23 protein-coding genes and 1 riboswitch are annotated in these 23,781 nt (G+C 64.6%); of the genes, 15 read left to right on the forward strand and 8 right to left on the reverse strand.

The window, feature by feature from the left end; genetic code table 11:
• Genes B6V72_RS06615 through B6V72_RS06625 form a run of 3 tightly spaced genes read left to right on the forward strand, consistent with a single transcriptional unit; the run spans position 1 to position 2,693 of the window.
• Positions 1-1,002 (forward strand): dihydroxyacetone kinase subunit DhaK, encoded by a 1,002-nt coding sequence (locus B6V72_RS06615; RefSeq protein WP_075776406.1) that lies wholly within the window; start codon positions 1-3, stop codon positions 1,000-1,002.
• An 8-nt stretch (positions 1,003-1,010) separates the two neighbouring features.
• A complete protein-coding gene (locus tag B6V72_RS06620) occupies positions 1,011-1,643 on the forward strand; it encodes a dihydroxyacetone kinase subunit L (RefSeq protein WP_199224625.1) in 633 nt (210 codons plus the stop codon).
• Positions 1,644-1,652: 9 nt separating this feature from the next.
• Positions 1,653-2,693, forward strand: a complete 1,041-nt coding sequence (locus B6V72_RS06625; protein WP_088735164.1) for an aldo/keto reductase — start codon at positions 1,653-1,655, stop codon at positions 2,691-2,693.
• Positions 2,694-2,763: 70 nt separating this feature from the next.
• Here the strand turns inward: B6V72_RS06625 and B6V72_RS06630 are convergent, their stop codons facing one another.
• The gene (locus tag B6V72_RS06630) at positions 2,764-3,234 is read right to left on the reverse strand and encodes an autoinducer binding domain-containing protein (protein ID WP_088735165.1); all 471 of its coding nucleotides are present in this window, start codon (positions 3,232-3,234) and stop codon (positions 2,764-2,766) included.
• Positions 3,235-3,361: 127 nt separating this feature from the next.
• Between B6V72_RS06630 and B6V72_RS06635 the strand changes: the two genes are divergently transcribed.
• Complete coding sequence (locus B6V72_RS06635; RefSeq protein WP_157771559.1) at positions 3,362-3,964, forward strand: autoinducer binding domain-containing protein; 603 nt, start codon at positions 3,362-3,364, stop codon at positions 3,962-3,964.
• A gap of 244 nt (positions 3,965-4,208) precedes the next feature.
• Here B6V72_RS06635 and B6V72_RS06640 read toward each other — a convergent pair whose 3' ends face one another.
• Genes B6V72_RS06640 through B6V72_RS06660 form a run of 5 tightly spaced genes read right to left on the reverse strand, consistent with a single transcriptional unit; the run spans position 4,209 to position 10,400 of the window.
• The gene (locus B6V72_RS06640) at positions 4,209-6,410 is read right to left on the reverse strand and encodes a glycoside hydrolase family 2 TIM barrel-domain containing protein (protein WP_240497690.1); all 2,202 of its coding nucleotides are present in this window, start codon (positions 6,408-6,410) and stop codon (positions 4,209-4,211) included.
• Positions 6,410-7,558 carry a galactonate dehydratase gene (gene dgoD, locus B6V72_RS06645; protein ID WP_075776402.1) on the reverse strand — a complete coding sequence of 383 codons (1,149 nt, stop codon included), beginning with the start codon at positions 7,556-7,558 and terminating at the stop codon, positions 6,410-6,412. The genes B6V72_RS06640 and dgoD overlap by 1 nt, the downstream gene beginning before the upstream one ends.
• A gap of 27 nt (positions 7,559-7,585) precedes the next feature.
• Positions 7,586-8,506 carry a Gfo/Idh/MocA family oxidoreductase gene (locus B6V72_RS06650; protein WP_088735166.1) on the reverse strand — a complete coding sequence of 307 codons (921 nt, stop codon included), beginning with the start codon at positions 8,504-8,506 and terminating at the stop codon, positions 7,586-7,588.
• The gene (gene ugpC, locus B6V72_RS06655; protein ID WP_088735167.1) at positions 8,503-9,564 is read right to left on the reverse strand and encodes a sn-glycerol-3-phosphate ABC transporter ATP-binding protein UgpC; all 1,062 of its coding nucleotides are present in this window, start codon (positions 9,562-9,564) and stop codon (positions 8,503-8,505) included. Before ugpC ends, B6V72_RS06650 begins: the two co-directional genes overlap by 4 nt.
• 32 nt (positions 9,565-9,596) lie before the next feature.
• Entirely contained in the window at positions 9,597-10,400 is an 804-nt protein-coding gene (locus tag B6V72_RS06660) for an IclR family transcriptional regulator (protein ID WP_088724575.1), read from the reverse strand.
• 127 nt (positions 10,401-10,527) lie between these two features.
• On the opposite strand from B6V72_RS06660, the gene B6V72_RS06665 reads away from it, so the two are divergent.
• From B6V72_RS06665 to B6V72_RS06695, 7 genes are all read left to right on the forward strand, one after another.
• Positions 10,528-11,763 carry an extracellular solute-binding protein gene (locus B6V72_RS06665; protein WP_088719216.1) on the forward strand — a complete coding sequence of 412 codons (1,236 nt, stop codon included), beginning with the start codon at positions 10,528-10,530 and terminating at the stop codon, positions 11,761-11,763.
• 89 nt (positions 11,764-11,852) lie between these two features.
• Positions 11,853-12,770, forward strand: coding sequence for a sugar ABC transporter permease (locus B6V72_RS06670; protein ID WP_075776448.1), 918 nt, complete (start codon positions 11,853-11,855; stop codon positions 12,768-12,770).
• Between the two features lies 1 nt (position 12,771).
• Positions 12,772-13,617, forward strand: a complete 846-nt coding sequence (locus tag B6V72_RS06675; RefSeq protein ID WP_075776397.1) for a carbohydrate ABC transporter permease — start codon at positions 12,772-12,774, stop codon at positions 13,615-13,617.
• Positions 13,614-15,686: an alpha-galactosidase gene (locus B6V72_RS06680; protein ID WP_088735168.1), complete on the forward strand. Its 2,073-nt coding sequence runs from the start codon at positions 13,614-13,616 to the stop codon at positions 15,684-15,686. The genes B6V72_RS06675 and B6V72_RS06680 overlap by 4 nt, the downstream gene beginning before the upstream one ends.
• Positions 15,683-16,573: a 2-dehydro-3-deoxygalactonokinase gene (locus tag B6V72_RS06685; protein ID WP_088735169.1), complete on the forward strand. Its 891-nt coding sequence runs from the start codon at positions 15,683-15,685 to the stop codon at positions 16,571-16,573. Before B6V72_RS06680 ends, B6V72_RS06685 begins: the two co-directional genes overlap by 4 nt.
• A complete protein-coding gene (locus B6V72_RS06690) occupies positions 16,570-17,178 on the forward strand; it encodes a 2-dehydro-3-deoxy-6-phosphogalactonate aldolase (protein ID WP_088735170.1) in 609 nt (202 codons plus the stop codon). Before B6V72_RS06685 ends, B6V72_RS06690 begins: the two co-directional genes overlap by 4 nt.
• Complete coding sequence (locus B6V72_RS06695; protein WP_088735171.1) at positions 17,175-18,029, forward strand: SMP-30/gluconolactonase/LRE family protein; 855 nt, start codon at positions 17,175-17,177, stop codon at positions 18,027-18,029. Before B6V72_RS06690 ends, B6V72_RS06695 begins: the two co-directional genes overlap by 4 nt.
• Positions 18,030-18,176: 147 nt before the next feature.
• Here B6V72_RS06695 and B6V72_RS06700 read toward each other — a convergent pair whose 3' ends face one another.
• Together B6V72_RS06700 and B6V72_RS06705 are read right to left on the reverse strand one after the other, a co-directional pair.
• On the reverse strand, positions 18,177-19,883 hold the full coding sequence (locus B6V72_RS06700; protein WP_088719211.1) for a PQQ-binding-like beta-propeller repeat protein: 1,707 nt from the start codon (positions 19,881-19,883) through the stop codon (positions 18,177-18,179).
• A 43-nt stretch (positions 19,884-19,926) separates the two neighbouring features.
• Positions 19,927-20,382 carry a cytochrome c gene (locus tag B6V72_RS06705; protein WP_077701130.1) on the reverse strand — a complete coding sequence of 152 codons (456 nt, stop codon included), beginning with the start codon at positions 20,380-20,382 and terminating at the stop codon, positions 19,927-19,929.
• Between the two features lie 310 nt (positions 20,383-20,692).
• Positions 20,693-20,787: riboswitch (TPP riboswitch) on the forward strand.
• Positions 20,788-20,847: 60 nt separating this feature from the next.
• Between B6V72_RS06705 and thiM the strand changes: the two genes are divergently transcribed.
• The 4 genes from thiM to tenA are packed head-to-tail and all read left to right on the forward strand — an operon-like array spanning position 20,848 to position 23,715.
• Entirely contained in the window at positions 20,848-21,636 is a 789-nt protein-coding gene (gene thiM / locus B6V72_RS06710) for a hydroxyethylthiazole kinase (protein WP_088735172.1), read from the forward strand.
• Complete coding sequence (gene thiE, locus B6V72_RS06715; RefSeq protein WP_240497691.1) at positions 21,633-22,247, forward strand: thiamine phosphate synthase; 615 nt, start codon at positions 21,633-21,635, stop codon at positions 22,245-22,247. Before thiM ends, thiE begins: the two co-directional genes overlap by 4 nt.
• Entirely contained in the window at positions 22,244-23,047 is an 804-nt protein-coding gene (gene thiD / locus B6V72_RS06720; protein ID WP_088735173.1) for a bifunctional hydroxymethylpyrimidine kinase/phosphomethylpyrimidine kinase, read from the forward strand. The genes thiE and thiD overlap by 4 nt, the downstream gene beginning before the upstream one ends.
• Entirely contained in the window at positions 23,044-23,715 is a 672-nt protein-coding gene (gene tenA, locus B6V72_RS06725) for a thiaminase II (RefSeq protein WP_088735174.1), read from the forward strand. Before thiD ends, tenA begins: the two co-directional genes overlap by 4 nt.
• The last annotated feature ends 66 nt before the right edge of the window (positions 23,716-23,781 follow it).

Consider the following 23,781-nt stretch of genomic DNA (forward strand, 5'->3'; position numbering starts at 1 on the left):
ATGAAGAAGTTTCTCAACAAACCCGAAGATTTCGTCGAAGAGATGCTGGAGGGGATTTACGCCGCCCATCCGGAAGTGACCCATGTCGCGGACGATCTGCATTGCTTCGTGACAGCGAACCCGGTCCCCGGCAAGGTTGGGATCGTGACGGGGGGCGGCTCCGGCCACCTGCCGCTGTTCCTCGGCTATGTCGGCGACGGGATGCTCGACGGTGCGGGTGTCGGCGGCGTGTTCCAGTCGCCCAGCTCGGACCAGATCCTCGAAGTGACAAAGCATGTCGATCAGGGGGCAGGGGTTCTCTATCTCTACGGCAATTACAGTGGCGACATCATGAACTTCGACCTCGCCGGGGAACTGGCCGAGGTCGACGATATCGAAACCGCCACCGTGGTCGGCAATGACGATGTGGCCTCCTCCAAGCCGGGCGAGGAACACAAGCGCCGCGGCGTCGCCGGGATCGTCTTCCTCTACAAGGTCGCGGGAGCCGCCGCCGCCGAGATGAAGCCGCTCTCCGAGGTCGTCCGTCTGACCGAGAAGGCGAAGGCGCGCACCCGCACAATGGGCGTGGCGCTGACGCCCTGTATCGTTCCCGAGGTCGGCAAGCCCAGCTTCACGCTCGGCGAAGACGAGATGGAAATCGGCATGGGCATCCATGGCGAGCCGGGGATCACCCGCAAGACGCTCGAGCCCGCAGATGCCGTCGTGGACGAAATGATGGAGCGCATCTTCGCCGAGCAGGATTACGCGGCAGGCGACGAGGTGGCGATCATCGTCAACGGGCTGGGCGCGACGCCGATGGAAGAACTCTACATCTTCTACCGCCGCATCTCGCAGCTGTTCGCAGAGCGCAACGTGACCATCGCGCAGGTCTGGATCGGTGAATTCGCGACCTCGATGGAGATGGCGGGCGCCTCGATCTCGGTCCTGCATCTCGATGACGAGCTGAAGCCGCTCATCGAACGCAGCGCGACGACGCCGTTCTTCAAACATATCGCGAAGTGAGGGCTGCCATGACGATGAATGCAAGTGCGCTGCCGGGTCTGTTCAACCGCTATCGGGACCGGTTCGCCGCCGAGAAACAGGCCCTGATCGAGCTCGACGGCAAGGTCGGCGACAGCGATCTGGGTCTGACCATGGCGAAGGGTTTCGCCGCCGCAGCGGCCGCCCTTGAGGAAAAGGCGCCCGAGACGCTGGCAGACGGGATGAAGACCGCGGGCGCCGCGATCGCGAAAGCCGCGCCCTCGACCATGGGGACGCTGATGGCAACGGGTTTCCTGCGCGGAGCGAAGGCACTCGACGGTGCGGAAGTGATGGACACCGCCGCGCTGGCCGATTTCTGGGCTGCCTTCCGCGACGGGATCGCGCAGCGCGGCAAGGCGCAGCTGGGTGACAAGACCGTACTCGACGTGCTGCACCCGGTCGCCGAGACCATTGCCGCGCAGGCGCAGGCGGGCGCATCGCCCGCCGAGGCATCACACGCAGCAGCCCAAGCTGCGAAAGAGGCGCTGGAGGCGACCAAGGAGATGGAAGCCCAGCACGGCAAGGCTGCCGCGTTCGGCGAGAAATCCAAGGGAATTCAGGACGCGGGCGGCACCGTCGCCTGCATCCTCATCGAAGAGACAAGCGCTGCCTTGGGCGCGTAGGAGAGGGACATGCACTATAATACGCTGGGACGGAGCGGGCTGAAGGTTTCGGCCCTCGCGATGGGCACTTTCACCTTCGGCGGCGAAGGTCCCTTCGCGATGGTCGGCAGTCAGGGCGTGGCCGAGGCCCGCGACCTGTTCGATTGCGTGATCGACCACGGTGTGAACCTGATCGACACGGCGAACATGTATTCCACCGGCACCGCCGAAGAGATCGTGGGCGAGGCGCTGGAAGGCCGCCGTGACAAGGTGCTGATCTCGTCGAAAGCTCGGATGCCGATCGATGACGGCCCCAATGGCGAGGGCGCGAGCCGCTGGCACCTGATCCGCGAATGTGAGCGCAGCCTGAAACGTCTGCGCACCGATCACATCGACATCTATCATATCCACGAATGGGACGGCCAAACCCCGGTCGAGGAAACGCTCGAAGCCCTGCAGACGCTGATCGATCAGGGCAAGATCCGCTATGCGGGCTGCTCGAACTATACCGGCTGGCAGGTGATGAAATCGCTCATGGCCTCGGACAAGCCCGGTCGGGCGCGGTTCGTTACGCAACAGATCCACTACACGCTCGAGGCGCGCGAGGCGGAATACGAGCTTTTGCCGATCGCGGTCGATCAGGGCGTCGGCGCGACCGTCTGGAGCCCGCTTGCGGCGGGGCTGCTGTCGGGCAAACACACCCGCGACAATCCGGTGGCCGAGGGGAGCCGTCAGGCGAAGGGTTGGACCGAACCGCCGATCCGCGATCAGGAGCGGCTCTGGAAGATCGTCGATGTGCTGAACGCGCTCGGCGAGGCGCATGGCGTCGAAGCGGCGCAGATCGCGCTGGCATGGCTGCTCACCCGTCCCGGCGTTGCCTCGCTGGTGGTCGGCGGTAGCACGGTGGCGCAGTTCGAGCGCAACTTCCGCGCGCTCGACGTCAAGCTCTCCACCGAAGATCTCGCCCGCCTCGACGAGGTCAGCCGCCCGCCCCTGATCTACCCGCTGTGGCATCAGGAACAATTCGCCAAGCCGCGCTTCGGCCCGGCGGACGGGATCGTGACGGGCTAATCGAGCCCGGCGGGATCAACTTAAGCTATCGCGCGGCACGGGCGAACTCGTTTCGTGCCGCGCGAAGACCTCAGGGGTGCAGTTCGGCCCGGAGGCGCTTCAACTCTTCCGCAGGCATAAGTTCCACGCCCTTCGTCATGTCGTGCAATTGCTTGAGGAGTGCGTGCGCTTCCTCGACTTCGGCCTGTTCGATCCTTCGCGAAGGATGGGCGAAGAAACCGGCGGACCGGGTCTCGTCGCCGACAGCGACGGCCTTCCCATAGCGCAGTCCGAACTCGGCCGCCTGACCGAACACGTTGCTCTCGTCCTGCTCCGCGAGTTCGGACCAATCGCAAATGCCTGTATGCGTCATGGCCCATCTGACCGTCGGGTCCCGGAACACGAGACCGTTCGCAGTATAGAAATCGATCCATTCCTGTGGATATGTCTGGTATAGGAGTGTAGGGTTGGCAAAGCGCACATGCAGCCCTAAGGCGAATTTCCAGTCTGATATTGCACTCATAAGTTGCAATCTCCGGCGCAATGTACGCACATCGATCATGCAGCTACCCTTGTATTATGTTCAGTGAATCCCTCGACCAACGCATTGCGGAACTATCTTGGTCCAACCGAGCCGCACTTCCGTAGTGACTATTGAGCACTCGGACAGAATGGAAGTTCGAAACGGCATGATTCTTCGTGATCACCAGAGCCTTTTCGCCGATCTCGCTCCAGCAGGCTGCTACGTCGCCTTGCGGGCTGGCTTTTTCGCGCCCGAAGCCGAGTTGAACCTGTTTCCACCTGAATGGATCAATCATTACACGTTTTCCGGGTTGGCGCTGGCCGACCCGCTGCTGCGCTGGTGCCAGGAAAATTCGGGCTATGCGCGGTGGGGTGAAATAGACAGCTTCGTCGGCACGAGCTTCATGCGCGACTATCGGTCTTTCGGATTCGAATTCGGAGGTGTCGTGTCGATCCACGGGACGCAGGAGATGCCGAAGCGGAGCCTTGGCATCTTTGCGCGCTCAGACCGGGAGCTTCGGGTTTCCGAAATGAAAGAGATCGAGAGGGTTCTCTCGCGCATCCATTCGGACGAGCCCGAGATGCCGACCGAGGCGCAAATGGAAGCGCTCCAACTCTATTCCAAGGGCTATCTCCACAAGCAGGTCGCCCACGAATTGCAGCTCTCCGTCGGGGGCGTCAAGGCGCGGCTCAGGGGCGCTGCGGACCGGCTCGGGGCGAAGACCTTGCGAGAGGCTGCGAGCATCGCCGCGAGCCGAGGCCTCCTGTAAGAGTCCCGACCGCCTCGCTGATGCAAGCGGACTCGGCGGGCAGGGCCTTGGATATAATTCACCCCGTCCCGGACTCAGCTCTGTCGTGCGACCTCGAAAAGCTCGGTGTGATCGTCCTGGATGCGGTCGATCTGATCGAGAATCCGCGACAGGTGATCGCGCATCGCCTGTGTCGCGCGGTCAACCTTCATCGATAGTCTGCGATGGAGAGGGCGCGAGCGATACGCTCCTGCGCCCTTGCCAATCACAGCGCCGCAATTTCCACCGACTCGATTTTGTCACGAAGCCGCGCGGTCACCCTGATCTTGCCGCGCTCACCCGTCAGGCGGAGCCAGCAGCCGGTCGCGCCATCCGCGAGCGCCACGCAATCGGGGCCGATCAGCTTCGCCGGACCTTCGACGTCTAGGAACACCGGCTCGTTTAGGAAATGCAGCTTGTTGCCTGCCTGATCGCGAGCGCGGATCATCACCCGGATCTCGTCGCTCGGATCGGCCTCGGCTTCGGTGACATCGGGCGCCACTTCCAGCCGTTCGAACATCGCGTCGGCGGGGAAGTCGCGCTCGATCACCAACTCCCCGTTCAGGTAGCCGCGCAGGCGGCCCGCATGCCAGCTCTCCCCCCAGGCGGTCACCTCGTCGGGGGTGAAATGGTCGTAATCGATGACGACTGGCGCATGGGGCAGATGCGGGAAGCGTGTGCGGTCGGGCCCGACGCGCTTGACCACGTCGGCGTAGGACAACTCCACCTCGTCGCAGTTCGTCAGCACGATCAACGGGATCACCCCGCCGATATTTCGCTCGCCGCGCGACCAGACGGTGACCGGCTCCATTACGATCGCCTCGTCGGGATCGCGCTGGCTGGCATAGGCGTAGGCCGCGAATTTCGGCTCGCGGAAGATCGACATCACACCGTGATGGCAGATCCGGTCGCCCGCGCCGAAATCCTTGTGCGTGTTGTAGTCGAACATGCACCAGCCGATGCAGCCCGCAAGCCCGGCATCGGGGTCGTGGGCGGCGTTGAGCACGTCGAGATGGCGCAGCACATGCTCGTGCTGGCGATGCTCGGGGTCGCCCGCCTTGGTGGGATACATGTGCCCGTTATACTCGGTCACCAGATAGGGCACGCGCGTGGGAAGCCCCGTCACCTCCTGCTGATCGCGCAAGCTCGTACGCGGGCGGTTCGAGAAGGGCAGTTCGAAATCCCCCAGGATGAAATCGTTCATCGTGTAGACGTCTTCGAGCAGTTGGCTGTCGGTGATGCAGCGCACGCCGCCGGTGGGGCGCGTCGCATCCAGCTCATGCGCGAGGGCATTGGTGCGTTTGTAGAACGCCTCCGCATCGGGGCTCTCGTTGATCCGAACGCCCCAGATGATGATCGAGGGGTGGTTCCAGTCGCGCCGGATCATTCGCTCGACATTGCGCACCGATTCATCTTGCCAGATGTCGCCGCCGATATGCTGCCAGCCGGGGATTTCCTCGAAGACCATGAGGCCGATTTCGTCGCAGCGGTCGAGGAAATAGGGGCTTTGCGGGTAATGCGAGGTGCGCGCGATGTTGCAGGCCAGATCGTAGCGCAGGATTTCCGCGTCGCGCTCCTGACTGCGCTTGCCCTGAGCGTAGCCCGAATAGGGGAAGCTCTGATGCCGGTTGAGGCCGCGCAGAACCACGCGCTCGCCGTTGAGGAAAAAGCCCTCGGGCGTGAATTCCGCATGACGGAAGCCGAAGCGCTGGGTGAGGCGGTCGCCGCTCTCGATCAAGGTCAGCGTCAGCGTGTAGAGCGCGGGCGTCTCGACCGACCAGAGCGTGATGCCGCTGAGACCCTCCAAGGTGATCTCGCCCGTGCCTTGGCCGCGCGCGATCTCGTGGCCCTCGGCGTCCGACAGAACCGCCTCCACCGGGCCCGGCGCGTCGAGCTTGATCAGAACGCGCTTGGTCTCGGCGAGCACGTCGGGCGTCTCGATCTTCACGCTTGCGATATGGGCCTCGGGCAGCACCTCCAACCAGGCGTCGCGATAAATCCCGGCATAAGTGAGGTAGTCGATGCGGCCACCGAAAGGTGGGATCTCGGGGTTTTCCGAACCGTCGATATGCACCGTCACCAACGCCTTGCCGCCTACAAAGCGGTCCGTCAGATTTACGGTGAAGGGCGTATAGCCGTCGCGGTGACGCAGCACTTCGGCGCCGTTCACATAGACCACCGCATCGGCCATCGCCGCATCGAACCGCAGCCGGACCAGCTTTCCCGCCCACGCATCGTTCCATGCGATCTCACGCTGATAGGTGAAGGGGCGCTGGAAGTCGCGCTCGTCGAAATAGCTCATCGGCAGGTCGGTGGCGTTATGGGGCAGGGTGACCGTCTCGCCCTGTAGGGGCTCTGCGACCTTGGCCGTGTCGAAGCCTTCCGCGAAGGTCCAGCCTCCGTTCAGTTTGCTGATCTCTCTCATCATTACCACTCCGCGAAGCTGCCATCGGCATGGCGCCAGATCGGGTTGCGCCAGCGGTGACCTTCCGCAGCCGCCTGACGGACTTTCTCCTCGTTGACCTCGACGCCTAGGCCGGGCCCCTGCGGGATCGCGACGAAGCCGTCGTCATATTCGAAGACCGACGGGTTGCTCAGATAGTCGAGCAGGTCGGAACCCTTGTTGTAATGGATGCCCAGCGACTGCTCCTGAATGAAGGCGTTGTAGCAGACCGCATCGAGCTGCAGGTTCGCCGCCAGTGCGATCGGCCCCAGCGGGCAGTGCAGCGCCAAGGCCACGTCATGGGCCTCGGCCATCGCCGCGATGCGGTAAGTCTCGGTGATGCCGCCGGAATGACTGGGATCCGGCTGGACGATATCGACGTAACCGCCCTGCAGGATCGATTTGAAATCCCAGCGGGTATAGAGCCGCTCACCCAGTGCGATCGGGGTCGAGCAATGGTTCGCGATCTCGCGCAGCGCCTCGGCGTTTTCGCTCAGCACCGGTTCCTCGATGAACATCAGGTTAAAGGGCTCGAGTTCTTTCGCGAGCTGCTTGGCCATCGGGCGGTGGACGCGGCCGTGGAAGTCGACGCCGATGCCGAAATCGGGGCCCATTTCCTCGCGGATCGCCTGCACGCGTTCCAGCACGGCGTCGATCTTGTCGTGGGAATCGATGAATTGCAGTTCCTCGGTGCCGTTCATCTTCACCGCAGTGAAACCCCGGTCGCCGCATTCGCGCGCCATCCGCGCCGTGTCGCCCGGACGGTCGCCGCCGATCCAGCTATAGACCCGGATGCGGTCGCGCTGCTGGCCGCCCAGAAGCGAATGGACAGGCACGCCTAGCGCCTTGCCCTTGATGTCCCACAGCGCCTGATCGAGCCCGGCGATGGCCGACATGTGGATGCCGCCGCCGCGATAGAAGCCGCCGCGATACATGACCGTCCAGTGGTCCTGAATATGGCCGGGGTCTTTCCCGATCAGGTAGTCCGAGAGTTCCTCGACGCAGGCAGCGACAGAGGCCGCGCGGCCCTCCAGCACCGGCTCGCCCCAGCCGGAGATGCCCTCGTCGGTGGAAATTTTCACGAAACACCAGCGCGGCGGCACGATGAAGGTTTCGATGGCGGTAATTTTCATATCGGTCCTCGGGGTTGGTCGGCGCGATCAGGCGTCGAAAGGTTCGGTGATCGCGAAACGTGCGTTGATGAAGGCGTCCGCGACAAGGCGCATCGGCGCGAGGTCGAGATCGCTCTGCCCGGCGCGCACCAGATCGCGCATCCGGGCGTATAGGTTGGCGTATTCGCGGTTCTCGCCCCTGGCGATTACCTCGCCATCGGTGCTGAACTCCGCGCCGCCCTTGTCGAGCGTTGCTGCGCCTCGGTCGGTCTGAAGGGTGATGCGCCACAGCTCGTCACCCGTTTCCCGCCAGTCGAACGCGGCGGTGATCGGGGTCTCTCCCGCGCACATTTCCAGATCGGCGGCGATCGGGGTCTGGCGGCCCTGCGGGATGCTCAGCGCTGCCGCCGTCAGCCGCACGGGGCGGGGCAGAATGCGGGTCAGGATCGAGAGCGCGTTGATGCCGGGATCGAAGACGCCGAGCCCGCCGGGTTGCCAGATCCACTCCTGCCCGGGATGCCATTTGCGCACGTCTTCGCGCCAGTCGATATGGATGGCGGAAATCTCCCGCCCCGCGAGCCATTGGCGTGCCGCCTCCACTGCGGCCGCCTCGCGCGAATGCCATGTGGCGAAGATCGTCAGCCCCGCCTTGGCGGCGGTCTCGCGCAGCGCCTCGACCTCGCTCAGCGTCATGCCCGGCGGCTTTTCGAGCATCAGGTGACGGCCCGCGCGCAGCACCGCCATCGCCTGATCGAACCGCCCCTGCGGCGGGGTGCAGAGCGAGACGGCGCCGATCTCGGGCTCGGCGTCGAGCATCGCGCGCAGGTCGGGATAGCTCGGCAGGTCGGGCAGGGTGGCATTGCGGCTCGCGATGGCGGCGAGATGCACGCCGTCCGTCGCCGCAATCGCGGGAAGGTGCTGGGCGCGGGCGATCGCTCCCAGCCCCACGAGGCCGACGGCAAGGCTCATCCGCGCACCCGTGCGCCCGTGCTGGTGTCGAACACATAGACCGAGGCCGGATCGAAGCTGATCCCGGTCTTGCCACCGACCGCGCCGTGGAGACGCTGATCGGTCTCGACCACGACGCGTTCGCCTGTCACGCCGTCCAAGTGCGCGTAGCTCACGCCGCCAAGGTTCTCGGCCATCTCGATGGTGAAATTGCCATCCGAGCCGCTCAGGCGGAGCGCGTTGGGGCGGATGCCGATCTCCAGTTTCGTGCCATCCGCGGGCAAGGCGACGGGACTGTCGATGCGCTGCCCCAGAGCGGGCACGTCGAGCTGACCGTCTACCACGGTCGCGGCGAGGAAGTTCATTGAAGGCGAACCCATGAAGCCCGCGACGAAGCGATTGTCGGGGTCGTCGTAAAGCTCCATCGGGCTTCCGACCTGTTCGATATTGCCCGCGCGCAGCACGACGATCTTGTCGGCCATCGTCATCGCCTCGACCTGATCGTGGGTGACGTAGATCATCGTCGCCCCGATCTCGCGGTGCAGACGCGCGATCTCAGCGCGCATCTCGACGCGCAACTCGGCGTCGAGGTTCGACAGCGGCTCGTCGAAGAGGAAAACGTCCGGGCCGCGGGTGATCGCGCGGCCGATGGCCACGCGCTGGCGCTGACCGCCAGAAAGCGCGGCGGGCTTGCGGTCCAGAAGCGGCTCCAGTTTCAGGATACGCGCGGCTTCCTGCACTTTCTCGGAGATTTCAGACTTGGGATGGCCGTTCATCTTCAGCCCGAAGCCCATGTTCTCGCCCACCGTCATATGCGGGTAGAGCGCGTAGGTCTGAAACACCATCGCGATGCCGCGTTCGGCGGGTTCGGCTTTCGTGACTTCGCGGCCGCCAATGCGGATCGCACCGTCCGAGGTCTCCTCCAACCCCGCGATCATCCGCAAAAGCGTTGACTTGCCACAACCGGACGGCCCGACGAAGACACAGAATTCCCCCGGTTCGACCGTCAGGTCGACGCCGTGGATCACCTCCGCATCGCCAAACCGTTTGACGATCTTCTCCAATGCGACTCCGCTCACGGGGTCTCCTCCCTGTTTTTGCGCACCGGGGTTCAGTCGGCGCGTTTCTGTTCCGGAAAGCGCCAGTGGCTGGCCGCTTTCGCGATCTTCTCCGCCGTCTCGAGGATCAGCGGGGCGTAGGTTTCGAGTTGTCTTTGACCGTCGGGCTGGGCCGAGGTGATCGAGAGCGCGCCCAGGACGCGGCCCTGAGGCGACAGGATCGGGGCGGCGATGCAGCGGATGCCGGGTTCATGCTCCTCGTCATCCCAGGCAAAACCGCGTTTGCGGATGTTCTCCAGCTCCGCGCGCAGGCTCGTCACGTCGGTCAGGGTATGTTCCGTGAAGCGATGGAAGCTCTGCCGCGTCAGCGCATTCTGCAGCGCGTCCTCGGGGAGATAGGCGAGCATCGCCTTGCCCACGCCGGTGCAATAGGCGGGGCCGACCTTGCCCGATTGCGAGAACATCTCGACCGGGCGCGAGGCGTTTCGCTTGTCGACATAGAGTACCATGCCCTGATCGAGCTGAGCGAGGTGCAGCGTCTGGCCGGTCTCCTTCGACAGTTGGTCGAGATAGGGTGCCGCGATCGGCGCGAGCGAGCTTTGCGCCCAGGCGGCATGGGCGAGGCGCACGAGACGCAAGCCCGGCGTATAGGTCTGACGGTCCTCGTCGAGCGACAGCATCCCCTGGTTCGTGAGCGTTTGCAGGAAGCGATACAGCGTCGCCTTGGGCAGATCGCAGACCGGTAGCAGCTCGGCGAAGCGCACGGGACGGCCGAATTCCGCGACGCGGTCGAGCACGGCCAGCGTGCGTCCGACCGTGCCGTCCGATTTCTCCGGCTTTGGCGTGGCGTCGTTCATGGGCTCCTCCTCAGGACTGTTGACAGGATGAGAGATTCGCGGCAGCATTTCAATATGTAAAACACGGTTCCATTATTTGAAACTAAAATCGTTGGGCCGTGGGCTACTGAAACGGGAGGAGAACCGAATGAATATCCTGAAAACCACCGCGCTCGTGGCGCTGATGGGGTCGATCGCCATTCCGGCAATGGCCGAACAGCGCGTGCTCAAGCTTTTCACCGATGCGTCCGATCCGGCGCCGAAGGCCGCCTTCGAGCAGCTCGTGAAAGGCTTCGAGGCCGAAAACCCGGATGTGAAAGTCGAGGTGAACACCTTCGATCACGAGGGCTACAAGACCGCGATCCGCAACTTCCTGACCGCCGACAGCCCCGATCTGGCGAACTGGTATGCGGGCAACCGCATGGCGCCCTTCGTCAATGCCGGCCAATTCACCGATGTGTCCGATGTCTGGGAGGAGAACGGGCTCAAGGACAGCCTCGGCTCGGCGCTCAAGTCGATGACCATCGACGGCAAGCAATGGGGCGTGCCCTACACCTACTACCAGTGGGGCATCTACTATAACAAAGACCTGTACAAGAAGGCCGGGGTGGACGTGCCCAAGACCTGGGACGAGTTCATCTCGAACTGCAAGAAGTTCAAGGAGATGGGCGTCGACTGCCTGACCACGGGCACCAAGGCGCTGTGGCCGGCGGCCGGGATCTTCGACTATCTCGACCTGCGCACCAATGGCTACGACTTCCACATGAAGCTCACCAGCGGCGAAATCCCGTGGACGGACGACCGCGTGAGAGCTGTCTTCGCAGAGTGGAAGAAGGTTCTGCCCTACACCACCAAGAACGTCGCCGCGATCGATTGGCAGGATGCTGTGTCGAACATCGTTCAGGGCAAGGCTGCGAATTACGTCATGGGCAACTTCGCCGTCGCCACCTTCAAGGATGGCGGGATGACCAATGACACGCTTGGCTTCATGGACTTCCCGACGATCAACCCGGATATTCCGCGTGCCGAAGAAGCGCCGACCGATACGATCCATATCCCGGCAGGCGCGAAGAACAAGGAAGACGCCAAGAAGTTCCTCGCCTATGTCGCGAAGGCCGACGTGCAGACCAAGATGAACGAGACCCTCGGTCAGTTGCCGATCAACAAGAACTCCTCGGTTGGCGACGATCCCTTCCTGCAAGCGGGCTTCAAGATCCTGTCCACGGCCGACGGCGGTATCGCGCAGTTCTTCGATCGTGACGCACCGGCACAGATGGCGAAGGCGGGCATGGAAGGCTTCCAGGAATTCATGGCCTATCCCGATCATCTCGACGCGATCCTCGACCGGCTCGAGAAGGTGCGTCAGCGCGTCTACAAGAACTGATCCTCCCCGAGGGCGGCGTCTGTAACAGGGCGCCGCCCCTTCCTGTTTTTCCAGATCCGAGGAGTGCGACGATGACCGTCTCACCCGCAATGTCCGAGCCGCACGCGGAGACGGGTACGCCCGCACCGCGCCGCCGCCGGTTGAACCGCAAGCTCGCGCCCTGGCTGTTTCTCGCCCCCGGCGCGCTGATGTTCCTGATCTACGTGTTGATCCCGATCGTGGAATCGATGTGGATTTCTTTCTTTCAATGGGACGGGCTGAGCGCGAAGACGTGGGTCGGTCTGTCGAACTATCTCGAACTGCTCGATGACGACGCGTTCTATACCAGCCTCAAGAACAACGTGATCTGGCTGGTGCTCTATATGCTGGCGATCCCGTTCGGGCTGTTCATCGCGCTTTTCCTGAACCAGACCGTGCGCGGCATCCGGATCTACAAATCGCTGTTCTTCTTTCCCTTCGTGATCTCTCAGGTCGTGGTCGGCCTGATCTTCTCTTGGTTCTACGCACCGGGCTTCGGACTGTTCTTCGAGCTGACGAAATGGCTCGACGGGACCGGGATCGCGATCCTCGCCAATCCCAACACGGTGACCTACGGGATCATCGCCGCCGGTCTGTGGCCACAGATCGCCTACTGCATGATCCTCTACCTGACCGGTTTGAACGCGGTCGCGCCCGACCAGATCGAAGCGGCGCGTCTCGACGGGGCTAAGGGCATCAAAATGCTCTGGTATGTCGTGCTGCCGCAATTGCGCCCGGCCACTTTCATCGCAGTGGTCGTCACCGTGATCGGGGCGCTGCGCAGCTTCGATCTCGTGTCGATCATGACCGATGGCGGACCCTTCGGATCCTCGCGGGTGCTGTCTTACTACATGTACGAGCAGGCGCTGTCGGAATACGGCTATCGCATGGGCTATGGCGCGGCGATCGCGGTGGTGCTGTTCGCGATCATGATGATCTTCATTTCGGGCTTCATCTGGAAGATGTGGCGCGACGAAAGGGGGCTGTGAGATGTTTCCCAAACCCATTCAATCCATGAGCCCCGCCGCCCGACTGACCTATCAGGTCTTGCTGCCGGTGATGCTGGTGCTCTGGCTGCTGCCGCTTCTGGGCGTCGCCGTCACCTCGATCCGTCCGTCGAGCGATCTCGCCCAGGGCAACTACTTCGGGGTGCCGTCCTATCTGGCCTTCTCGAACTATCTCGACGTGTTCAAGAATTCGCCCTTCGCCAGCTACATGCTGAACTCTTTCAAGGTGACGATCCCGACGGTGATCGGGGCGGTGGCGCTGTCCTGCCTGACGGGCTTTGCGCTCGCCGTCTACAAGTTCAAGGGCAACCTGCTGATCTTCTTCATCTTCGTGGCAGGGAACTTCGTGCCCTTCCAGATCCTGATGGTGCCGGTGCGCGACCTGACAGTGAAGATGGGGCTCTATGACACGATCACCGGGCTCGCACTGTTCCATGTCGCCTTCCAGACCGGGTTCTGCACGCTCTTCATGCGCAACTTCATCAAGGCGCTCCCGAAAGAGCTGATCGAAGCTGCCCGGGTAGAGGGCGTGGGCGAATGGCAGATCTTCTGGCATATCGTGCTGCCACTGGTGCGACCCGCGATCGCGGCGCTGTCGGTGCTGATCTTCACCTTCATCTGGAACGATTATTTCTGGGCGACGGTGCTTACCACGGGGGCGGATACCCAGCCGATCACCGCGGGGCTGCAATCGCTCAACGGCCAATGGGTCGCGGCGTGGCAACTGGTGTCGGCAGGCTCGATCCTCGCCGCTCTGCCCCCCGTGGCGATGTTCTTCCTGATGCAGAAACACTTCATCGCAGGGCTGACGCTCGGGGCGGTGAAATGATCCGCACATGGCATTTGCAGGACACCCGCCAAAGCCTCGTTCTGGCGGGTCACAACGAGAGGCTTCCCGAGATCGTCTATTGGGGCGCGGTGCTGCCCGAGGGGGAAGACCTCGCGGGCTTGGCCGTCGCGAGCGTGCCGGATGTCACCGGCGGGATGCTCGATCGCGCACCAGAGGTCTCGATCTGCCCCGAGGCCAGCGAGAGCTTCCCCGGAGAGCCCGGCCTGATCGCGCGCGACGGGGCGGGGCAGCCGTTGCGCCCCGCCTTCCGGTTCGAGAGCGAGACGCAGACCGGCCGCGAACTGAGGCTTACCTATCGCGATGCGGCGCTTGGGCTGCGCTATAGCGCGCAATTCACGCTCGACCCCGACACCGGTCTGATCGCGGCGCGCGCAGAGCTGGAGAGCGATGAGCCGATTACGCTTCATTGGCTCGCCGCCCCGGTGTTTCCCGGCCCGCAGCTGGCCGACGAGATGCTTGAAGTCTCGGGGCGCTGGATCGGTGAATTCCAGATCGAGCCGACCCCGTGGCGCCCCGGCCAGCGCGTGCGCGACAACCATACGGGCCGTACCGGGCACGAGCATTTCCCCGGGTTGATCCTGCCTGCGCGCGGCGCCACCAAGACGCAAGGCGAAACCCGCGGCTTCCATTACGGCTGGTCGGGCGGGCATCGGACGGTGGCCGAAGAGCTTCCTGACGGACGCAGGCAAATCCAGTTCGGTCATGCGAGCGGCTCCGAGCCGGAACCGGCGACGCGGTTCGAGACCGCGACGCTTTATGCCGCTTTCTCGGAGGCGGGCTCGAATGGCTGCGCGGTGGCCTTCCAGCGCCATCTGCGCAAACACGCCCCTTGGGCCAAGGCGCGCCCGGTGCATTACAACTGCTGGGAAGCGGTCTATTTCAAGCACGATCTGGCCGAGCTGAAATCTATCGCAGCGCGCGCCGCCGCACTTGGTGCGGAACGCTTCGTGCTGGATGACGGCTGGTTCGGCAAGCGCGACGACGACACCAGTTCACTGGGCGACTGGGCGGTCGATCCGCGCAAATATCCCGACGGGCTGACGCCGCTGGTCGATCATGTCCAAAGCCTCGGGATGGAATTCGGCCTCTGGTTCGAGCCCGAGATGGTCAATCGCGACAGCGATCTGGCGCGGGCCCATCCCGACTGGCTGCTGGGCCCGGACGATCAGATCGAGGGTCGTCAGCAGCGCGTACTCGACATGGCGAACCCGGCGGTGCGCGACCACCTCTTTGCCGCGATCGACGCGGTGCTCTCGGCCTATGAAATCGCTTACGTCAAATGGGACCATAACCGCGTGCTGCCGTATCCCGACGCAGCGCAGGCGCGGGGCCTCTACAATCTGCTCGACCGGCTGCGCGCGGCCCATCCAGATGTGGAGTTCGAAAGCTGCGCCTCGGGCGGCGGGCGGATCGATTTCGGCATTCTCGAACGCACCGGCCGCGTGTGGCTCTCGGACAGCAACGATGCGCTGGAGCGGCTGCGGATCCAGCATGATGCCGCGCTGTTCCTGCCTGCTTGCGTCACCGGCTCTCACGTCGGCCCGCGCCATTGCCACACCTCGGGCCGGGTGATCGATATTCGCACCCGCGCCTGGGTCGCCGCGCAACGTCATATGGGATTCGAGATGGACCCTCGCGAGCTGACCGCGGAGGAGGCCGAGGTGCTGACCTCCGTCACGCGCTGGTGGAAGGACAACCGCGACTGGCGGATGCGGGCAGATATCCTGCGGCTCGACAGCGCCGACCCGGCCGTGATCGCCGAGTTGCAGCTGGCCGAGGATGGCAGCCGTTTCGTGGCCTTCGCGGGTCAGGCGGCAACCTCTGCGCAGATCCTGCCGCGCCCGCTGCGGCTGACCGGGTTGGACCCGGCGGCGCGCTATCGGTTGCGGCTGATCACCGCGGAAGACCTGCCCCGGTTGTCGCGTGGGACCCCCGCGCTCAAGACCGGACCGATTACGCTCAGCGGGCAAGCGCTGATGGGGCAGGGGCTTACCCTGCCTTGGACCTTCCCCGAGCGCATTCACGTGATTGAAGGAGAAAGACTATGAGTGACGCGGCTCCCGACTGGATCGCCGCCGATTGGGGCACGACGCACCTGCGTGTCTGGGCGATGCGCGGGCGCGAAGTGCTCGACCGACGGAGCTCAGAGCAGGGGATGGGCAAGCTCGCCCCCGCCGAGTTCGGACCGGTGCTGGAAGAGGCCGTTGCAGGCTGGGGCGCGGCTCCGGTCGTGACCTGTGGCATGGTCGGCTCGCGTCAGGGCTGGGCCGAGGCGCCCTATGCGCCGGTGCCCTGCGCCGCGCAGCCGCGTCTCGTGCGGGTGCCCGATCACGCGGCGCGCCCGGTCTATATCGCCTGCGGCCTGCGTCAAGACAGCCCGCCCGACGTGATGCGCGGCGAGGAGACCCAGATCGCTGGCTTCCTGCTGCGCAATCCCGGCTTCGAGGGCACTATCTGCCTGCCGGGCACCCATACGAAATGGGTGGCCCTGCGCGCGGGTCGGATCGAGCGGTTCCGCAGCTGTATGACCGGTGAGATCTACGACCTGCTCGCCCATCGCTCCGTGCTGCGCCACACGATCGGTAAGGGCTGTCAGGACATGGCAGCGTTCGACGCGGCGGTGGCCGAGGCGCAGGCCGATCCGGCGGGCGCCTATGGGGCGCTGTTCGCGCTGCGGGCCGGGGCGCTTCTGGGCGCGCAATCGCCCGAAGCCGCCGCCTGCCGCCTCTCGGGGCTGTTGATCGGCTGGGAACTGGCCGCCGCACGCGATCTCTGGCAGGGTCAGCCCGTCGCATTGATCGGAAGCCCCGTTCTAAGCCCGCTCTATACCCGGGCGCTGGCAGGTCGCGGCATTGATGCGACCAGCCAAGACGCCGAAGACGTGACCCTCGCGGGGCTCTATGCCGCGCACCAGACCATCGGAGCCGAAACATGAGCCGACCCATCATCGCCATCCTGCGCGGGATCACTCCCGCCGAAGCCATCCCCGTCTGCGAGGCGTTGATCGCCGAGGGCGTCACCCGGATCGAGGTGCCGTTGAACTCCCCCGACCCGCTCGACAGCATCGCCGCGATGGTGGAGCGCTTCGGCTCGGACGCGCTGATCGGGGCGGGGACGGTGCTGACCACGGATCAGGTCGGAGCTGTCGCCGCGACCGGCGCGAAGCTGATCGTCTCGCCCAATTGCAACACCGAGGTGATCGCCGCCTCGAAAGCCGCCGGTCTGCAGAGCTTTCCCGGCGTGATGACCCCGACCGAGGCCTTCGCGGCGCTCGCCGCAGGGGCGGACGGGCTCAAGCTGTTCCCGGGCGAGCTGATCGGCCCCGTGGGCTTGCGCGCAATGCGCGCGGTGCTGCCGCCCGAAGTGCCGCTCTTCGCGGTGGGCGGCGTCTCCGCCGAGAACATGGGCGAGTGGCATAAGGCCGGCGCTGCGGGCTACGGCATCGGCTCGTCGCTCTACAAACCCGGCGACAGCGTGGATACCGTAGCCGGAAAGGCCCGCGCGCTGGTCGCCCGCTATGACGAGGTCTGCACGGCATGAGCTACGAGATTTACGACGACCGCAACTGCTTTCTCGGCGAGGGCGCGCTCTGGCATCCCGAACGCCGCCAGCTGTTCTGGTTCGACATCCTCGCAGGGCGGCTGCTCAGCCGCGACGCGAGCGGGCCCCGCGAATGGAACATTGGGCAGATGGCCTCTGCAGCGGGTTGGGTCGATGCCGACACGCTGGTGATCTCCACCGAAACCGGGCTGCGCCGTTTCGACATTGCCTCGGGTGCGCATGAGCCGCTCGTCGCGATCGAGGCCGACCGCGACGACACCCGCTGCAACGATGGCCGCGCGGATCCGATGGGGGGATTCTGGGCCTCCACGATGGGCAGAAACGCGGAGACCGGCGCAGGTGCGATCTATCGCTATTTCGAGGGCACGGCGGAGCGGCTTTTCCCCGAAATCTCGATCCCCAATTCGATCTGTTTCGCCCCCGATGGAAGGCGCGCCTATTTCTCCGACACGCCGAAAGGCAAAATCATGACGGTCGCGCTGGATGCGCAAGGCTGGCCAGAGGGCTCGCCGGAGATTTTCGTCGATCTGAGCGCGGATGGGCTGAACCCCGACGGCGGGCTGACGGATGCCGAGGGCGCGCTCTGGAGTGCGCAATGGGGTTCGGGGCGGGTCGCGCGCTACCTGCCCGACGGGCGGTTCGACCGGGCGATCGAAGTCGGCGGACGGCACAGTTCCTGTCCGGCTTTCGGCGGGCCGGAGTTCAAGACGCTTTTTGTCACCACGGCGAAGGAAGGGATCGAGGAACCCGATGCCGCGCAGGGCCGGGTCTATTGCGCCCCCGCCGGAGTCGCTGGGCGGCCCGAGCCCGCGGTGCGCCTGCCCGGGTGATCGCGACGCTCCTGCCGCGCGACTCTCGTCGGCGGCGGGGGGCGAGATAGCCGTTCAGGGGGCGCGCCGGAAACTTTCTTTGCATAAAGGGCCGCGACGGATGCGTCGCGGCCCTGAATTTGAGGTTAAGCGTGTTTTCCTGGCGGATCAGTCGAGCTTGAAGATCGCTACGACATCGCCGCGCGGGAAGCCGAGCTGGAAGTTGCCGCCGGCTGCGACCGCGACATATTGCTCGCCGTCGACTTGATAGGTGATCGGCGGTGCGTTGACGCCGGCACCAAGATTGAAGCTCCAGAGCTTCTCACCCGATTTCGCATTGAAGGCGTCGAACATGCCGTTGCCCTCGCCGGTGAAGACCAAGTTCCCGGCCGTGGCGAGAACGCCGCCGATCATCGGCTGCGGCGCGTCGTAGCTCCACTCGACCTTGCCGGTGTTGACGTTCACCGCGTCGAGCACGCCGGTCTGCATCGCCTCGTCGCCCTTGACGTTCTTGAACGTACTGCCCAGCCGAAGCGTACCCGGCAGCGTCGTCGTTTCGCCATCGGTCGTGAAGTTCATCAACTGGTTCATTTCCATGACGTAGAACAGGTTGGTCTCCGGCGAGTAGGCCGGCGGCGACCATTCCGCGCCGCCATTGGCGCCCGGCAGAATCTTAACCCCGTCCTTGGTCGGCGGCGTGAACATGTTGTCCGACATCTTCACGAGCGGGTCCGACTTGCGGATCAGATCGCCGGTTTCGCGGTTCACCACATAGAGCCAGCCGACCTTGCCGGCCTCGCCCGCAGCGGGAACGACGTTTCCGTTGGAGTCCTTGGCGTCGAAGAGCACGACATTGCTGACGGCATCGTAATCCCAGACGTCGTGCTTGACCTCCTGATAGTGCCATTTGCGCTTGCCGGTATCGGCATCGAGCGCGACGATCGAGTCGGTATAGAGGTTGTCGCCTTTGCGGCTAGAGCCGTCGAGGTCGGGGTTCGGATTGCCGGTGCTGAAAATCACCATGTTTCGCTCCGGATCGATTGCGGGGGTCGTCCAGACCATGCCGCCACCGGACTTCCACGAGTCGCCTTCGAACGTGTCGGGATCGGTCGCGTGCCAGCGCCACACCTCCTCGCCCGACTTCGCATCGATCGCGGCGACGAAGCCGCGGATCGGCCATTCGCCGCCGGAACTGCCGACGATCACCTTGCCGTCATAGATTTGCGGCGCCATCGTTTCCGAGAACCCCGCTTGCGGGTCTGCGAGATTGGTCTTCCACACCTTTTTGCCTGTCTTGGCGTCGAGCGCGAGAAGATTGGCGTCGAGCGTCGCAATGTAGACCTTACCGTAACCCACGGCCACGCCCCGGTTCACCGGGCCGCAGCAGGTCTTGACCTGCGAGACGTCATAGGTCGTGCTCCAATACGTCTCGCCGGTTGCGGCATCGACGGCCATGACCGTCATCTCGTTATCGACCATCGGTGTCGAGATATACATCACGCCATCGACGACGATCGGCGTGGTCTCGAAGCTGGCGACCTTTCCGGTCTGCACCAAGGCAACCGGGTGCAGCTTGTCGATATTGTCCGTCGTGATCTGGTCGAGTGGCGAATAGCGCTGGTTGCTGTAGCTCCGGCCATGCAGCAACCAATCGGACTTGTTGTCCTTGGCGGATCGCATCGCGTTGTCGTCGACAGCGACATTCGCCGAAGCGGGAAGCTCCTTCATCTGGGCGCGGTTCGTGTCGCTCGTGCCCTGGATCTCGTCACTCTGCTTCGCGTGCGCAAGCGCCGGCAGGGCCGCCACGCATACGGACAGGATCAGAGGTCGGACGGCGCCTCGCGAGGTCGCGGTGAATGGTGGCAAATGTGCCATGTTCGGTCCTCCTCTCTTGAAATGATCAGCCGCGGCGGTCGGGTCAGTCGCAGGATGACTGCGACGAGTCCGGCAACGGCTGCAGGTCCATCGCATCGATCGCTTTCTGGTCGATCGCGCTGTCCCCGGGTTTGAAACCGTTCTTGCAAAGCAGATAGGCGAATGTCTGGAGATACTGCTTGTCGGTCAGCTCGCCCGGGTCATCCTTGGGCATGTGCTTCGCGATGAAGTCGTATAGTTGCTTGCCGGTCATGCCGCTGTAATCGAGGCTGTCGGCGAATTTCTTGCCCGCCAGTGCGGGGCCTGCATCCCCCATCAGATCGCTGCCATGACAATCGGCGCAGTGCTTCTTGTACACGTCGTGGCCTGACGATGCCTGCTTGGATGTGAAAAGGGCCTGCTGGTCCGAAGAGCCCGGGTAGGCTGCGCTCGCGCAGAGGACAAGGGCGGTAACGAGGCCGGTCAGGGCCGTTCCGGAATGCGTGTCTAGACGTCTCATGCTAAAAAACCTCGCTCAATAATGCTGGGACGGAGCGGTGGGGGATATGGTTCCTCAACGGATGCAAGGTGCCTTTGTTCCATTCTGCTTTGCGGGCGTCAGGCAAACGGGGCTGCACCGAGCATGTTTCGGATGGGAAAGCGGATCCGAAAACGACGCCCGTATCTTCGCTCTTTCCGGCCTGCCATATGACGGCGACCAGAACCGTTCCGCCGTTCACGGATATGCGCTGGATGCTGATCGCGGCGAAGCTGTGGGCGCCTCGTCTGACCCGGCTTGACGGGCGGCGCGAAGGCTGTCACCTCTCGGAGCGAAGCGACAGGGGCGCTCGGGCAACCGGGCTGAGACGAACCCTTAGAACCTGAACCGGATAATGCCGGCGGAGGGAGGCGCGTGAGACGGTCAGGCGCGTTCCCGCCTTTGCCCCTCGCACTTCTCCTGATGCCCGCAGCCAAGGAGAGAGCGATGGAAGATCCCGGACAATATCTCGCGGCGATGCGGCAGACCGCGCCGCTCGTTCACAACATCACCAATTACGTCGCGATGAACGTGATGGCGAATGTTCTGCTCGCCTCCGGCGCCTCGCCCGCGATGGTGCATGCGCGCGAGGAGGCGGCCGAGTTCGCCGGACTCGCGCAGGCGCTCAGCATCAATATCGGCACGGTGTCGCCGCCCTGGGCGGAGGCGATGGCGGCGGCGGCCAAGGTCGCGAGCGCGCAGGGAACCCCGTGGGTGCTAGACCCTGTCGCGGTCGGCGCGACGGATTATCGGCGTGCGCTCGGTGCGCGGCTCGTGGAACTGCGCCCGACGGCAATCCGCGGCAACGCGTCGGAGATCCTTGCGCTTGCGGGCGAGGCTGGCGCGGGGAAAGGGGCGGATTCCACTGAGAGTGTCGAGACCGCGGAAGGCGCCGCACGGGCCTTGGCCCGGATGAGCGGGGCCGTGGTTGCGGTGACCGGCGCGGTCGATTTTGTGACGGATGGGGAGCGCGCTGCGCGGGTCGCGAATGGCCATGCGATGATGCCGCGCGTGACCGCTCTGGGCTGTTCGCTGACCGGTCTGGTGGCTGCGTTTCTCGCGGGACAGCCTCGCTTCGAGGCGGTCGTCGCGGCGCTGGCTTATTTCGGGCTCGCCGGGGAGAGCGCCGGGGCGAGTGTCTCAGGCCCGGGAAGCTTTCAGGTTGCGTTCCTCGACGCGCTCTATGCGATCGACGCCGAGGCGCTGAGCGCCGGAGCGCGGATCGAATCCGCATGATGATCCCGTCCATCTGTTTCGTCACCGACCCGGCCGCCCCGCAGCCGGTGGTCGCGCAGGCTATCGCTGCGGCTGAGGGCGGCGCGGGCTGGGTGCAGCTGCGCGACAAGACGCTCCCCGATGCGGAATTCGCAGCGCTGGCCCGGACGCTGGTCGAAGCGCTTGCCCCCTATGACGTCCCGCTGATCGTGAATGACCGGGTCGCGGTGGCCATCGAGATCGGGGCCGCCGGGCTGCATATCGGCCAGAGCGATGGCGACCCCGCCGCGATCCGCCGCCGGATCGGGCCCGACATGCTCCTAGGCCTCTCGATCGAGACCGAGGCGCAGATCGCCGCCGTTCCTCCCGGCATCGATTATCTCGGCGTCGGTCCGATCCATGCGACCGGCTCGAAGCCCGACCATGCCGCCCCGATCGGCCATTCAGGCTTTGCCCGGATCGTCTCGCGCACCGATCTTCCCTGCCTCGCGATCGGCGGGATCAGTGCCACTGACGCGCCCGCAATCCGCGCGGCGGGCGGTGCCGGTCTCGCGGTGATTTCCGCCATCTCGCGTACCCCTGACATGATGCGCGCCACCCGAACCCTGCGCAAAGCATGGAGCGACAGATGATCCCCAATATTCTCACCATCGCGGGTTCCGACCCATCGGGCGGCGCGGGCATTCAGGCCGATATCAAGGCCATCTCCGCCAATGGTGGCTACGCGATGAGCGTGATCACCGCGCTCACCGCCCAGAACACGCGCGGCGTGCAGGCGGTGAGCCTGTGCGACACGGCGCTGATCGCAACTCAGTTGGCATCGCTGCGCGAAGACGTTCGTATCGACGCGATCAAGATCGGAATGCTGGGCGATGCCGCGATCATCGAGACTGTGGCCGAGAGGCTGACCGGGCTCGACTGTCCGGTAGTGCTCGATCCGGTGATGGTCGCGAAAGGCGGCGATCGGCTGCTGGCAGAGGCGGCGGTGACCGCGCTGCACAGCCTGCTGCCCCGGGCCGATCTGGTCACGCCGAACCTGCCCGAGGCCGCCGATCTGCTGGGATGCGCCGAGGCGACGCGCTTCGACGAGATGCGCGATCAGGCCCATGCGCTGCGCGAGCTCGGGCCGCGTGCGGTGCTGCTGAAGGGCGGTCATCTGCAAGGCGACCAAAGCCCGGATCTGCTGGTCACGGCGCAGGAAGAGCTCTGGCTTGACGCACCGCGCATCGCGACGCGCAACACGCACGGGACGGGCTGTACCCTGTCATCGGCGCTGGCGACATGGCTCGGGGCAGGGGTGCCGCTCGCGGAGGCCACCCAGCGCGCGAAGGCGTATCTGAGCGCGGCGATTGCGGCAGCTGATCGGCTGACTGTCGGGTCGGGCCACGGGCCGGTGCACCATTTCCACGGATTTCAGGAGAAGAAGAAATGAGCTTCGCCCAAGACCTCGCGCAGGCGACCGCGCCGCTGCGCCGCCAGATCCATGACATGCCTTTCAATCGCGAACTGGCAGAGGGAAGCCTCGATCGGGAAACCTTCCAGGGCTACATCATTCAGGACGCACATTACCTCGAAGGCTTCGCCCGCGCGCTCGCGCTTGCCGCCGCCAAAGCCCCGGATGCCCCGACCGTGGCGCAGCTTGCGGGATCGGCGGCTGGAGCGATCGCCGTCGAGCGCGAATTGCACGCGCATTACATGGGGCTGTTCGGCGTCTCGGCGGAAGATTTTGCGCGGATCGAGCCTTCGGCGGCCTGCGATCATTATGTCTCTTTTCTGCTGCGCAGCGCTGCGATCGGCGATTTTTCCGAAGCGGTGGCGGCCTTGCTGCCATGTTTCTGGATCTATCGCGATATCGGTCGGGAGATCGCGCAGTTCAGCGGCGCTGAAAATCCCTATGCGGCCTGGATCGCGACCTATTCCGGAGAGGCGTTCGATCAGAGCGTGACGCGGATGCTCGAGCTGACGGACAGGCTGGGCGCGAATGCAGACGCGCCCGCGCGAGCCCTGATGCACCGCGCCTTCGCGCGGAGTTGCTGGCATGAATGGCGGTTCTGGGACAGCGCCTATCGCGGCGAAAGCTGGCAGCAGCCTGCCGCTTGAGGCGCGAACCGAAAGGGGGCGCCTTTGTCGGCTTCCGGTCCTTGCCGCTTGCCGGTTTCGCGCGCC

The organism is Thioclava sp. F34-6 (assembly GCF_002213235.1).
In the GTDB taxonomy this organism is placed as follows: Bacteria; Pseudomonadota; Alphaproteobacteria; order Rhodobacterales; family Rhodobacteraceae; genus Thioclava; species Thioclava nitratireducens.

Bases quoted from the DNA above. Each gene is read 5' to 3' on its own strand.
- B6V72_RS06705 (WP_077701130.1), bottom strand. From the start codon at position 20,382: ATGAGACGTCTAGACACGCATTCCGGAACGGCCCTGACCGGCCTCGTT.
- B6V72_RS06690 (WP_088735170.1), top strand. From the start codon at position 16,570: ATGAGCCGACCCATCATCGCCATCCTGCGCGGGATCACTCCCGCCGAA.
- dgoD (WP_075776402.1), bottom strand. From the start codon at position 7,558: ATGAAAATTACCGCCATCGAAACCTTCATCGTGCCGCCGCGCTGGTGT.
- thiE (WP_240497691.1), top strand. From the start codon at position 21,633: ATGATGATCCCGTCCATCTGTTTCGTCACCGACCCGGCCGCCCCGCAG.
- B6V72_RS06695 (WP_088735171.1), top strand. From the start codon at position 17,175: ATGAGCTACGAGATTTACGACGACCGCAACTGCTTTCTCGGCGAGGGC.
- B6V72_RS06675 (WP_075776397.1), top strand. From the start codon at position 12,772: ATGTTTCCCAAACCCATTCAATCCATGAGCCCCGCCGCCCGACTGACC.
- B6V72_RS06650 (WP_088735166.1), bottom strand. From the start codon at position 8,506: ATGAGCCTTGCCGTCGGCCTCGTGGGGCTGGGAGCGATCGCCCGCGCC.
- B6V72_RS06680 (WP_088735168.1), top strand. From the start codon at position 13,614: ATGATCCGCACATGGCATTTGCAGGACACCCGCCAAAGCCTCGTTCTG.
- B6V72_RS06625 (WP_088735164.1), top strand. From the start codon at position 1,653: ATGCACTATAATACGCTGGGACGGAGCGGGCTGAAGGTTTCGGCCCTC.
- B6V72_RS06660 (WP_088724575.1), bottom strand. From the start codon at position 10,400: ATGAACGACGCCACGCCAAAGCCGGAGAAATCGGACGGCACGGTCGGA.
- B6V72_RS06640 (WP_240497690.1), bottom strand. From the start codon at position 6,410: ATGATGAGAGAGATCAGCAAACTGAACGGAGGCTGGACCTTCGCGGAA.
- tenA (WP_088735174.1), top strand. From the start codon at position 23,044: ATGAGCTTCGCCCAAGACCTCGCGCAGGCGACCGCGCCGCTGCGCCGC.
- B6V72_RS06685 (WP_088735169.1), top strand. From the start codon at position 15,683: ATGAGTGACGCGGCTCCCGACTGGATCGCCGCCGATTGGGGCACGACG.
- B6V72_RS06630 (WP_088735165.1), bottom strand. From the start codon at position 3,234: ATGATCGATGTGCGTACATTGCGCCGGAGATTGCAACTTATGAGTGCA.
- B6V72_RS06665 (WP_088719216.1), top strand. From the start codon at position 10,528: ATGAATATCCTGAAAACCACCGCGCTCGTGGCGCTGATGGGGTCGATC.
- B6V72_RS06670 (WP_075776448.1), top strand. From the start codon at position 11,853: ATGTCCGAGCCGCACGCGGAGACGGGTACGCCCGCACCGCGCCGCCGC.
- thiM (WP_088735172.1), top strand. From the start codon at position 20,848: ATGGAAGATCCCGGACAATATCTCGCGGCGATGCGGCAGACCGCGCCG.
- B6V72_RS06620 (WP_199224625.1), top strand. From the start codon at position 1,011: ATGACGATGAATGCAAGTGCGCTGCCGGGTCTGTTCAACCGCTATCGG.
- B6V72_RS06635 (WP_157771559.1), top strand. From the start codon at position 3,362: ATGATTCTTCGTGATCACCAGAGCCTTTTCGCCGATCTCGCTCCAGCA.
- thiD (WP_088735173.1), top strand. From the start codon at position 22,244: ATGATCCCCAATATTCTCACCATCGCGGGTTCCGACCCATCGGGCGGC.
- B6V72_RS06615 (WP_075776406.1), top strand. From the start codon at position 1: ATGAAGAAGTTTCTCAACAAACCCGAAGATTTCGTCGAAGAGATGCTG.
- B6V72_RS06700 (WP_088719211.1), bottom strand. From the start codon at position 19,883: ATGGCACATTTGCCACCATTCACCGCGACCTCGCGAGGCGCCGTCCGA.